This window comes from Streptomyces sp. NPDC002680 (genome assembly GCF_042889145.1).
In the GTDB taxonomy this organism is placed as follows: domain Bacteria; phylum Actinomycetota; class Actinomycetes; order Streptomycetales; family Streptomycetaceae; genus Streptomyces; species Streptomyces adonidis.
In genome coordinates, this window is record NZ_JBIAQP010000019.1 from 26,323 (window position 1) to 37,453 (window position 11,131).

At 69.6% G+C, this 11,131-nt stretch carries 10 protein-coding genes; 6 read left to right on the top strand and 4 right to left on the bottom strand.

Annotated elements, in window-relative coordinates; all coding sequences use genetic code 11:
• Positions 1-17: 17 nt before the first annotated feature.
• From ACFYXF_RS39015 to ACFYXF_RS39025, 3 genes are all read right to left on the bottom strand, one after another.
• Complete coding sequence (locus tag ACFYXF_RS39015) at positions 18-1,790, bottom strand: acetyl/propionyl/methylcrotonyl-CoA carboxylase subunit alpha (protein WP_389356735.1); 1,773 nt, start codon at positions 1,788-1,790, stop codon at positions 18-20.
• 117 nt (positions 1,791-1,907) lie between these two features.
• Positions 1,908-2,942 carry a methyltransferase gene (locus ACFYXF_RS39020; RefSeq protein ID WP_389356736.1) on the bottom strand — a complete coding sequence of 345 codons (1,035 nt, stop codon included), beginning with the start codon at positions 2,940-2,942 and terminating at the stop codon, positions 1,908-1,910.
• Between the two features lie 266 nt (positions 2,943-3,208).
• Positions 3,209-4,624 carry a DHA2 family efflux MFS transporter permease subunit gene (locus ACFYXF_RS39025; protein ID WP_389356737.1) on the bottom strand — a complete coding sequence of 472 codons (1,416 nt, stop codon included), beginning with the start codon at positions 4,622-4,624 and terminating at the stop codon, positions 3,209-3,211.
• Positions 4,625-4,803: 179 nt separating this feature from the next.
• Here ACFYXF_RS39025 and ACFYXF_RS39030 point away from each other — a divergent pair, with 179 nt between their 5' ends.
• The 4 genes from ACFYXF_RS39030 to ACFYXF_RS39045 all read left to right on the top strand — a co-directional run bounded on the left by ACFYXF_RS39030 (position 4,804) and on the right by ACFYXF_RS39045 (position 8,419).
• Complete coding sequence (locus ACFYXF_RS39030) at positions 4,804-5,481, top strand: TetR/AcrR family transcriptional regulator (protein ID WP_389356738.1); 678 nt, start codon at positions 4,804-4,806, stop codon at positions 5,479-5,481.
• 192 nt (positions 5,482-5,673) lie between these two features.
• The gene (locus tag ACFYXF_RS39035) at positions 5,674-6,885 is read left to right on the top strand and encodes a cytochrome P450 (RefSeq protein WP_389356739.1); all 1,212 of its coding nucleotides are present in this window, start codon (positions 5,674-5,676) and stop codon (positions 6,883-6,885) included.
• 5 nt (positions 6,886-6,890) lie between these two features.
• Complete coding sequence (locus ACFYXF_RS39040) at positions 6,891-7,097, top strand: ferredoxin (RefSeq protein ID WP_389356740.1); 207 nt, start codon at positions 6,891-6,893, stop codon at positions 7,095-7,097.
• Positions 7,098-7,162: 65 nt separating this feature from the next.
• The gene (locus ACFYXF_RS39045; RefSeq protein WP_389356741.1) at positions 7,163-8,419 is read left to right on the top strand and encodes an acyltransferase family protein; all 1,257 of its coding nucleotides are present in this window, start codon (positions 7,163-7,165) and stop codon (positions 8,417-8,419) included.
• Positions 8,420-8,632: 213 nt separating this feature from the next.
• Here ACFYXF_RS39045 and ACFYXF_RS39050 read toward each other — a convergent pair whose 3' ends face one another.
• Positions 8,633-9,457 carry an SDR family NAD(P)-dependent oxidoreductase gene (locus ACFYXF_RS39050; RefSeq protein ID WP_389356742.1) on the bottom strand — a complete coding sequence of 275 codons (825 nt, stop codon included), beginning with the start codon at positions 9,455-9,457 and terminating at the stop codon, positions 8,633-8,635.
• A 124-nt stretch (positions 9,458-9,581) separates the two neighbouring features.
• Between ACFYXF_RS39050 and ACFYXF_RS39055 the strand changes: the two genes are divergently transcribed.
• Both ACFYXF_RS39055 and ACFYXF_RS39060 read left to right on the top strand, forming a co-directional pair.
• Positions 9,582-10,178: a TetR family transcriptional regulator gene (locus tag ACFYXF_RS39055; RefSeq protein ID WP_389356743.1), complete on the top strand. Its 597-nt coding sequence runs from the start codon at positions 9,582-9,584 to the stop codon at positions 10,176-10,178.
• A 148-nt stretch (positions 10,179-10,326) separates the two neighbouring features.
• The gene (locus ACFYXF_RS39060) at positions 10,327-10,995 is read left to right on the top strand and encodes a hypothetical protein (RefSeq protein WP_389356744.1); all 669 of its coding nucleotides are present in this window, start codon (positions 10,327-10,329) and stop codon (positions 10,993-10,995) included.
• Positions 10,996-11,131 lie beyond the last annotated feature (136 nt).

Consider the following 11,131-nt stretch of genomic DNA (forward strand, 5'->3'; position numbering starts at 1 on the left):
TGTCCCTCCCCTGGTTCTCAGTCCTTGATTTCGCAGATGGGGGCGCCGGAGGTGAGGGAGGCGCCGACCTCTGCCGCGAGGCCCTTGATGGTGCCGGCCTTGTGGGCGTTGAGGGGCTGTTCCATCTTCATGGCCTCAAGGACGACGACCAGGTCGCCCTCCTTGACCTCCTGGCCCTCCTCCACGGCCACCTTGACGATGGTGCCCTGCATGGGGGAGGCGAGGGTGTCGCCGGAGGCCACCGGACCGGACTTCTTGGCCGCGCGGCGCTTGGGCTTGGCGCCCGCCGCCAGTCCGGTGCGGGCCAGGGACATGCCCAGCGAGGACGGGAGGGAGACCTCCAGGCGCTTGCCGCCGACCTCGACGACGATCGTCTCCCGGTCCGTCTCGTCCTCCGCCTCGGCATCCGTCGGAGCGGCGAAGGGCTTGATCTCGTTGACGAACTCGGTCTCGATCCACCGGGTGTGGACCGTGAAGGGGTCCTGACTGCCCGTGAGTTCGGGGGCGAAAGCCGGGTCGGTGACGACCGCTCGGTGGAAGGGGATGGCGGTGGCCATGCCCTCGACCTGGAACTCGGCCAGCGCACGGGCCGCGCGCTGGAGGGCCTGGGCGCGGGTGGCGCCGGTGACGATCAGCTTGGCGAGCAGCGAGTCCCAGGCCGGGCCGATGACGCTGCCGGACTCGACGCCCGCGTCCAGGCGGACACCGGGGCCCGACGGCGGGTTGAAGGTGGTGACGGTGCCGGGGGCGGGCAGGAAGCCGCGGCCCGGGTCCTCGCCGTTGATGCGGAACTCGAAGGAATGACCGCGCAGTTCCGGGTCGCCGTAGCCGAGGGGTTCACCGTCGGCGATGCGGAACATCTCGCGCACCAAGTCGATGCCGGCGACCTCCTCGGTGACCGGGTGCTCGACCTGGAGGCGGGTGTTGACCTCCAGGAAGGAGATCGTGCCGTCCATGCCGACCAGGAACTCGACGGTTCCGGCGCCGACGTAGCCGGCCTCCTTCAGGATCGCCTTCGAGGAGGCGTACAGCTCGGCGACCTGTGCCTCGGAGAGGAAGGGGGCGGGGGCCTCCTCGACGAGTTTCTGGTGGCGGCGCTGCAGCGAGCAGTCACGGGTGGAGACGACGACCACGTTGCCGTGGGAGTCGGCCAGGCACTGGGTCTCCACGTGGCGGGGCTTGTCGAGGTAGCGCTCGACGAAGCACTCCCCGCGCCCGAACGCGGCCACCGCCTCACGGACGGCGGAGTCGTACAGCTCCGGGACCTCTTCCAGCGTCCGGGCGACCTTCAGGCCGCGTCCGCCGCCGCCGAAGGCGGCCTTGATGGCGATGGGCAGGCCGTGCTCCTGGGCGAAGGCGACGACCTCGTCCGCGCCGGAGACCGGGTCGGGCGTGCCGGCGACCAGCGGGGCACCGGCGCGCTGGGCGATATGACGAGCGGCGACCTTGTCACCGAGGTCACGGATGGCCTGCGGGGGCGGGCCGATCCAGGTCAGGCCGGCGTCGAGGACGGCCTGGGCGAAGTCGGCGTTCTCCGAGAGGAAGCCGTATCCGGGATGGATCGCGTCCGCCCCGGAGTCCTTGGCGGCCTGGAGCACCTTGGCGATGTCGAGATAACTGGTCGCCGGGGTGTCACCGCCCAGGGCGAACGCCTCATCCGCGGCGCGGACATGCAGAGCGTCCCGGTCCGGGTCGGCGTACACGGCCACGCTCGCGATTCCGGCATCCCGGCAGGCCCGGGCAACGCGGACAGCGATTTCGCCACGGTTGGCGATGAGCACCTTGCGCACGGTGAAGCCCTCCTCTCCTCGCGCGGACGGTCGGACCGTCACGCTCCACGCCCCACTGCCCGCGCGGGGAGACCCGACCGCCACCGGAGCGGCGGTCGCCGGATACGGCCGAAGCTGTCAGCGGTCCTTGTGGGCGACGATCAGGACATCGTCGCGAGGATCCGTCTGTCCCACCGTCTCGGGCCGGAACCCGGCGTCCCGAAGCCACCCGTGGCAGTCGTCGACGGAGTACTCATGGCCTCCGGCGGACCACACGAGCATGCTGAGGCTCGCCATGACGGCGAACAGCGACGGCTCCTCGTCGCTGACCATGGGGTCGTAGATGATCACCGCGCCACCGGGGCGGACGGCCGCGTAGGCGCTGTTCAGCAGCTTGATCCGCTCCTGGGTGCCCCAGTTGTGCAGGATGTGACCGAAGATCAGTACATCGGCCTCGGGCAGCGGGTCGGTGAAGAAGTCCCCGCCGTGGAAGGCGATCGGCTTCGCCGGGACGAGTTTCTCGACGTGCTGCGCGAAGGCACGCTCCAGGGGCGGCAGATCGAACACTCCCGCCTCCAGATGCGGGTGTGCGCCCACCAGGTGATGGGCGAGATTGCCGCGAGCGCCGCCGACATCGACGAAGGATTTGTACGAACTCCAGTCGAGGCCGCCGACCCGTGCGGCGATGGGCGTGTTGAACATGTCCATACTGTCGAGGAAGGAGTCGGTCGCCTCCTGGTCCGCGTACAGGGAATGGTACGGATTTCCCTGGACGGCGGCGGAGTTGTGCGGTTTTCCGGTGCGCAACGACTCACCGAGTCCGGTCCACGCCGGATTCAGTTCGGTCTCGCAGAACCGCAGATAGCCACCGACGAATTCGGGGCGCCCCCGGACCAGGAAACGTTCGGCGGCGGGCGAGTTGCGGTAGACACCACCGTCGAGTTCGAGCAGGCCGAGGCCGGCGAGGGCCAGGAAGAAGTCTCCCGCGCCCGGCATCCGGAATCCCAGTCGCTCACTCAACTCCGCTGCGGTCGCCGGGGTTTCCGACAGGTGGGTGAAGAGGTCGGACTCGTTCGCGGTGAGCAGGATCTTCGTCTGCCAGAAGCCGGACAGGATACCCATCACCTGTCCCACGTTGGGCTCCACGGGCACCTGCGGGGCTTGAGACTCCATGGGGTCAGTTCCTCCTGAGAAGGGAAACGGTGTCCTGCCCACCAATTTTCTCCGGTGGGTCCGGTGGATCCAATGGCCGCTGCTCAAGGATTGATCGAAGGACCATCAAATCGCGTACAGAAGTTTTTGGGGAATGTCAGAAACTCGTGAAGGCGGGCCCGGACCGCCCGCGTGGACATGCGAAACCCCTGCGCCGGGGACGGGGGATGTTTACCCGGCGCAGGGGTTGTCGGAGGCACGGTCCGGCCCGCGACCGGACCGTGGTGTCAGGAGGACGCGGGTACGGTCTGCGGTTCCTCCCCGGCCGGGGCGGCGGCCGTCGGCGGCGCGGTGATACGGCCCGGCAGGAAGAAGGTGGCGACGAGGAGGAAGCCCAGCGTGCCGATCGCGAACCAGTAGACGCCGTGGATGCCCTTCAGGACATCGCCGTCACCGACGGTCTTCAGGATGACCGTGACAAGGGCGATGCCGATGCCCGCGCCCAGCTGGTTCAGCATGTAGAGCACCGAACTGCCCTGCGGGACCAGGTGCATCGGCAGCGTGCGGTAGAGCGAGCCCATCGTCGGCGCCCCGACGAAACCGAGGCCGAGGCCCATCACCAGGGCGGCGAGCGACGGCCAGACCTCGTTGGCGGTCGCGGAGACACTGGCGAGGAAGAGACCGCCGAGAGCGGCCACGACCGCACCCGCCTGGGCCAGGAACCGGCTGCCGATCTTGTCACTGAGTGTGCCGGCCAGCGGCATCGCGAGGGCGGCGCCCAGACCCACCGGCGTCACCAGCAGACCGGCGGCGAGCGTGCCGTGCCCCTGGAGCTGCTGGTAGTAGAGCGGCAGGGCGAAGAGACTCGCGAACGTCGCGAGACCGCTCAGGGTCATGACGGTGACGCTCGCCGTGAAGCTGGTGTTCTTGAACAGCCGCAGATCGATCAGCGGAGGGACACGGCGTACACCGAGGGCGTGGACGGCGTACCAGATCAGCGCGACCACACCGACGATCAGCGGGAGCAGCACCTGCCACACGGTGAACGCTCCCCGGTCGGCACTCTGCGACAGGGCGAGGACCAGCACCGCGAAGCCCGGGCCGAGCAGAGCCAGGCCGAGTACGTCGAGCCGCATCTGCGACTCCTCGCTCCCGCGCGGCGGGTCGGCCGGCACGATCCGCACCGCGAGGACCAGCGCGACAAGGCCGACGGGCAGGCTGAGCAGGAACATCCAGCGCCAGGACATCCCTTCCAGAATGGCGCCGCCCGCGACCGGCCCGAGCACCGGGCCGAGGGACAGGACGACACCCATCAGGCCCATCACACGGCCCGCCCTCGCGGGACCCGCGCCTCGGGCCAGCAGCACCAGGACCAGCGGATCGAGGACACCGGCGGCCACGCCCTGGAGCACCCGGAAGCCGATCAGGCTCTCCGCGTTCCAGGCCAGTGCCGACAGCAGCGATCCGAACAGGAACAGGCTGAGGCCGATGATCCACATGCGCTTGCTGCCGAAGCGGTCGACCGCCCACGAGGTGAAGGGGATCGTCGCCGTGACGGCCAGCAGGAAGCCCGTGGAAGCCCAGCCGACTGTGGTGATGGACGCGTCGAACTCTTTGCTCAGGGGATCGATCGCAACAGCCACCATCGTGCTGTTGAGGATGCCGAGCATCCCTCCCAGCAGGACCACTGCGATCAGCCGCACGAGTGCGGGTTCCAATCGGTCATCCCGAACTTCCGTCATCGCTTCTCCGGTTGAAGATCTCAGCTTGTGATTGAACCAGCGGGTTCAATGTAGTGATCCCGTTAGTAGTGCGCAACCACGCGGTACATAAAGTTGAACCCATGGGTTCAGGTAAACGGCCGGGGAGGTACCCTGTGCTCGTGACCGAAGCGAGCACTTCAGCGGCGTCCGGGCGGAAGGCACCCCGGGGACGCATCGACAAGCGGCAGGCGATCCTGGAGGCCGCCTTCACCGTTTTCGCACGCGAGGGATATGCGAACGCGTGCGTGAAGGCCATCGCGGCCGAGGCGGGCGTCGCCAAGCCGACCGTCTACAACCACCTGAGCGACAAGGCGAACCTCTTCCGGCACGCCATCGAGGCCGCCTCCGAGACCGCCATGGCCCAGAACCTGGCCGTGGTCGGACGGCTCACCGCGCCGGGGGACGATCTGCGGGCGGTCCTCGAAGACGTGGGCGACCGGCTGCTCCTGTGCTACTCGAGCGACGAGTCCTGGGCGCTGCGGCGGCTCATCTACGCGGAGGCCACACGCTTTCCCGACCTCCTCGACATCGTCCGGGGCGGGCGGACCAACCGCGTCACCGAGGCCCTGGCCGACCGGCTGGCCCGCCTCGCACTGGACGGCCGGCTGCGGCTGCGGGATCCGGCCCAGGCCGCGGAGCAGTTCATCGCGCTGCTCACGGGCCCGATGGAGGAGCGCTCCCGTTTCGGCACCGAGCAGGTTCCCGCCGAGGATCAGCGCCTGCTGACCCGGGCCGCGGTCGACACCTTCCTCCAGGCCTTCGGCACCCGGGCCGCGGAACCCGTCGACTCGCTCTGAGTCAGCGGATGCGCAGAGAATCGTCAAAGGTTCAGGAAACCAGCAAGGCAATGTCAACTTCGTTGACTGAGGCCTGAGTTGGCCGGATAGCGTCACCAACCGTCCGCACCCGAGCGGGGCCCGCCGGCTCCGCTCACGGACGGTACGTCTGCGTCGAGCAGCCCCCGTGTGCCGCGATGTCCGGGAGGACCCATGCCTGCCACCGACTCCCCCGCCCCCGCCTTTCCGTTCACCACGACCGGGTGCCCGATGGACCCGCCCGCGCACGCCACCGAGCTGCGCGAGGAGCGGCCGGTCACCCGTGTCACGCTCTGGGACGGCAGCCGCCCGTGGCTCGTGACCCGGCACGCGGACATCCGCCAGGCACTGCGCGACCCGCGCCTCAGTTCCGACGTCCGGCGGCACGGTTTCCCGTTTCTCTCCGCCGCGCAGAGCGAGGCCATCGGCGAGTCCCTGATCACCTTCATCCGGATGGACCCGCCCGAGCACACCACGCAACGCCGCATGCTCACCCAGGAGTTCATCGTCAAGCGGATGGAGGCCATGCGGTCCGAGATCGACACCACGGTGGACGCGCTGCTCGACCGGATGACGGCCGGCGGCGCACCGGCCGATCTGATGGAGGCCTTCGCCCTGCCGCTGCCGTCGCTCGTCATCTGCCGGATGCTCGGGGTGCCGTACGAGGACCACGCCTACTTCCAGAAGCGCAGCCAGCTGGTGCAGGACACGACCGCCGCGCCGCAGGACGTGAACACGGCGCTCGGTGAACTCGCCGCCTACCTCGACCGGTTGGCGTGCGAGAAGGCCGCCGATCCGGGTGACGACCTGATCAGCCGCCTCGTCGTCGAGCAGCAGCTTCCCGGCCGTCTGAGCAGGCACGAGGTGGCGGGAATGGCCCTGAACCTGCTCATCGCCGGCCACGAGACCACGGCCAACCAGATCGCGCTGGGGGTGCTCGCACTCCAGCGCGAGCCCGGGCAGTGGGCGAAGCTGTGCGAGCGTCCGGAGCTGGTGCCGGCCGCCGTGGAGGAGCTGTTGCGGCACCAGAGCATCGTGCCGAGCGGTCTGCAGCGCGTCGCCCGGGAGGACCTGGAGATCGGGGGCACGGCCGTCCGGGCCGGGGAGGGCGTACTGCTGCAGATCGGCGCGGCCAATCGCGACCCGCGCGCCTTCGAGGACCCCGACCTGCTCGACATCGAACGCGACGCGCGCCGCCACATGGCCTTCGGTTTCGGTGTCCACCAGTGCCTGGGGCAGCCGCTCGCCCGGATCGAACTCCAGTCCGCACTGGCCGCGTTGGTTCGCCGGCTGCCCGGACTGCGCGTCGCCAAGCCGCTGGAGGAACTGGACTTCCGGCACGGCGGGAACATCTACGGACTGTTCAGCCTGCCGGTGGAGTGGTGAGGGCCGTGGCGCTGGTGCTGACCACCGCCCCGGAGAAGTGCTGCAGTTCCGGGCAGTGCGCGGCGGCCCTGCCCGAGGTCTTCGACCAGGACGACACGGACGGCAGGGTCGTCCTGCTCGTGGCCCGCCCACCGGCCGAACTCGCCGACGCCGTCCACGAGGCCGTCGACTGCTGCCCGACGGGAGCCATCGCCGTACGGGAAGAGCGCTGACCGGGCCCTCGTGCCCGGCGACCGTCCATTTCGCAGAGTCAATTCCCAGAATTCGGAGTGCACACATGGGGGACTTCCCAAGGGAACGGATAACCGCCGAGCAGCGCAGATCCCGGCTGCCCACTCTCACCGGAATGCGCGGAATCGCCGCGATTCTGGTCTTCCTCTTCCACATCTCCACCTCGGGCCTGTTCCGCAGCGCGGACCTGAATCACGACTTCCAGTTCGCGATCAGCGCGGCCGGTGGTATGGGTGTCTCGTTCTTCTTCATTCTGAGTGGCTTCGTGCTCACCTGGTCGGCCAGGCCCGGCGACTCGAACCGCATGTTCTGGCGCCGCCGCTTCGCCAAGGTCCTCCCGAACCACTTCGTCACCTGGGCCCTCGTGATGCTGCTCATGCTGGCCACCGGCATCGCCACGTCTCCGTTCGAGACCCTGCCGAACACCGACGACATGGACGGCTGGCTGCCCAGCGTCCTCAGCTTCCTGCTGGTGCACACCTGGATCCCGGACATCGGCTACAGCGTGGCCGGCAATCCGGTGAGCTGGAGCCTGGCCTGCGAACTGGTGTTCTATCTGACCTTCCCCTGGCTGCTGAGCACCCTGTCGAGGATCCGTCCGGGGCGCCTCTGGTACTGGGCGCTCGGCACCGTCGCGCTGATCGTCGCGCTGCCCGCGCTCGTCGGAGCCGTCGTCCCCTTCGGCACCCCGCTGCCCTGGGATCCGGCGGTCTCGGCCTGGCACTACTTCGCGCTCTCGTTCTTCCCGCCGGTACGGGCACTGGAGTTCGCGCTGGGCATCCTGCTGGCGCTGATCGTGCTGTCGGGCCGCTGGATCCACATCGGCTTCCTCCCCGTCACCGCGTTGTTCGCGGGGGCCTACGCGGGCGCCCTGTACGCGCCCGCCGACTACCGGGTCGCGGCGATCATGGTGTTGCCGCTGGCCCTGCTCATCCCCACCGCCGCCATCGGTGACATCCAGGGGCGCCGCAACCCGATGGCCGGGCGGACGGTGGTCTGGCTCGGGGAGCTGTCCTTCGCGCTCTACATGGTCCACATCAGCGTGATCACGTACGGCCATGAGCTGATCGGCGGTCGCGAGCGGGTCTGGTCGATCCCGGCCGCCGTCGCCCTGATCCTCGCCTTCTACCTGGTCTCCCTGTTCCTGGCCTGGCTGCTGTACACGCTGGTGGAGATACCCGCGATGCGCCGGTTCGGCCGGACGGCCTGGCCGGTTCCCAAGCCCGGGGCCGGCGCCTCGGTGCCCCAGCCGGAGGTGAAGGGAGAAACGGGCGCGCCGCCCTCTTCCGTACTGCCCGGCTAGGTCGTGTCCGCCAAGTCCCGGCGTCCGCCCGGAGGGCGGGCCCGGCGGCGTCATGGGGGTCCCCCTCCGGGGGAGCGTGCCAGGCGCCGCCGGGCTGGGGGCACCCCCTCCGGGGGAGGGACTTCGCGGACACGGCCTGGCCCCGCACCGCTCCCGGTACCGGCGGCGTGCGGGCCGCCGGGACCGGCACGGACATGGCCGCGCCGCGCGGAATCAGCGGGCCAGCAGTTCCTCGGTGACGGCGGCCAGGCGGGCCGCGGCTTCCTTGTCGAACAGGGCGGGGTGGTCGACCCCGATGCGCCTGCCCTCCACGAAGGCGCTCAGCGGCTCGGCCGGCGGCCCGTCGATGACGGCGTCGATGGGCGCGACGGCCTGGGAGACGGGCTTGCCCATCCGCTTCAGGGCGTCGACGTGCGTCTTGGTCATGGCGTCGTACAGTCCGGTGAAACTGGTCGCGGTGGAGCCGGGGTTGACCAGGACGTAGCTCGTGCGGCCCGTGCGCCCGGCCGCGTAGGCGATGCCGAGCAGGTCGTTGGCCGTGCCCGCCTGCATCTGGGCACCGACGCCGTTGTAACCGCGCTCCAGCTGGAGATCGTTCCAGCGGATGCCGGGCTTCTGCATGCCCGGGCCCGCCACGTTCACGATGACCGGCTGCGCGGACTTCTCCAGGACCTCGGTCAGACCGTGGCTGAGCAGATAGCGGCTGAGGTATTCGAGCGCGAAGGTGTTCTCGTAGCCGTCCGCGGTCCGCAGCCGTTCCGAGCGGAAGAACCGCGCGCACAGCACCAGCGCGTCCACGACGGGGAACGAGGTCTTGATCTCCTCGACGACCCGCCGGTTCTCACCGACCAGGCTCAGGTCCGCCGCGATGAAGAAGGCCCGGTCACCGGCGCCGCGCTCCTCGGCCGCCGCCAGTAACCCCTTCCCCTTCTCCTCGCTGCGGCCGATCACGACGACCTTGTCCCCGCGCTCCAGACGGGTGAGCGCCAGCCCCCTGCCGATCCCGTCGTTCCCGCCCGTGATCACGACCGTCTTCATCAAAGAACTCCTCGAACCTCGCCGCACGGCAGAGCCGCCCATCAAGTCATCGGGTGATGACTTGCTTCAAGCTAGGGTGCCCTCCACTACGATGTCAACGACCGCTGACTTCAAGGAGGCACCGGTGACCACACCCCCGAAGCGCAAGCGTGACCGCGCGGCCACCAGGGCCGCGCTGCTGGCCGCGGCCAGGGCCCGATTCACCCTTGTGGGTTACGACGCGACGAGCGTGCGGGACATCGCCCGGGACGCGGGTGTGGACGCGACGCTGATCTTCCGTTACTTCGGCTCCAAGGAGCGGCTGTTCGAGGAGGCCTCGCAGCTGCTCCGGGAGCCGGTGGACACCGGGACCGACGACGCACCGGCGTATCTCCCGACCCGCCTGCTGCACACGGCCATGCGGCAGGACGAGGACGGCACGGCGGGCGGACAGCCGCTCACCGCGCTGCTGCTGTCGTCGAGCCGCCCGCAGTGCCGCGAGCAGCTCAACTCGCAGCTGTACGACACCTATGTGCGCAATTTCGAGGAACTCGTCGACCTGCCCGATCGCGAACTGCGCGCGGAACTGCTCACGGCCTGGTTGATCGGTATCAACGTCGCCCGCTCCATCGCCCACACGCCGGCCCTCTCCGACGCCTGCGTCAACGACATCACGCCGTACTTCGAACAGGTCGCGGCCCTGCTGCTCGGCACACCCCCGCCGGGAGAGAGTTCGCCTTGAATTGACGTTCCTTGAAAAGGCTTTGCAGAGGTGGCAGCACCCTGACATTCATTTGTCGACGTCCTGGACCGGCCCTCGGCCGAATTCACTCCCATGCGGCGGAGAATGGAATACGCAGTGCCGTATCCCACGCCTTGAGGAGTTGTGGATGTCCAGCACGCCCGACACGCTTCCCCGCATCAGCCGCCCCGATGTCGACTCCGTACTCGTCGGCGTGCTGAACGCCGGCGGCGGCGAAGGTCAGGAGGCCGTCGCCGACGCCGTCGTGTCGCACTGGCGGTCCGTGGAGTGGCCCCAGGGACTCGTCTCCGTCAACTGCTTCACCAGCACGCAGAACGGCCAGGTGCTGACGTACGAGCAGTGGGCCTCCGAGGAGACGCTCCAGAAGTCCCTGCTGAACGAGAGCGGATTCCGCGCCGCCCCGGGCGCGGCGGCCGGGTCCGGCGGCCTCGTGCCGTACCGGCTGTACCAGGTGGTCCGCGGGACCGCGGTGAGCGACCCCCCGCCGCCCGCCCGGAGTTTCCCGGTCGCCGCGTTCCCCATGGAGGGGCATGAGGCGGCCCGGCGGTGGATCGCCGATCTGCTGGCGTCCGAGGAGGCCGCCGCGGGCGCGGACCGTGCCTACCCGGGAGCGATCGCGGCGAACATCCACATCGCCCTCGACGGCGGGAGCGTCCTCATCTTCTCCGAGTGGCTCTCCGCGGAGGAGGCGATCACGCACATGCAGATCGTGACGAAGGCGATGCTCATGGACGTCGGCAACAGCGAGGACGACCTGGGCTCCCTCTATGTCCACCACGCGACCCTGACGCGCTGACACAGTCGGAGGGGGGGGGCCCGCCCCCGGCCGGGGGGCCCCCCCCCCCCGGGGGGGGGCCGGCCCGGGGGGGGGGGGGGGTTGGGGTTGAGCCGCAGGGGGGCGCCCCCGCGGGGGGGGGGGCGGGGCGGCCGGG

Bases quoted from the DNA above. Each gene is read 5' to 3' on its own strand.
- ACFYXF_RS39020 (WP_389356736.1), bottom strand. From the start codon at position 2,942: ATGGAGTCTCAAGCCCCGCAGGTGCCCGTGGAGCCCAACGTGGGACAG.
- ACFYXF_RS39035 (WP_389356739.1), top strand. From the start codon at position 5,674: ATGCCTGCCACCGACTCCCCCGCCCCCGCCTTTCCGTTCACCACGACC.
- ACFYXF_RS39045 (WP_389356741.1), top strand. From the start codon at position 7,163: ATGGGGGACTTCCCAAGGGAACGGATAACCGCCGAGCAGCGCAGATCC.
- ACFYXF_RS39050 (WP_389356742.1), bottom strand. From the start codon at position 9,457: ATGAAGACGGTCGTGATCACGGGCGGGAACGACGGGATCGGCAGGGGG.
- ACFYXF_RS39060 (WP_389356744.1), top strand. From the start codon at position 10,327: ATGTCCAGCACGCCCGACACGCTTCCCCGCATCAGCCGCCCCGATGTC.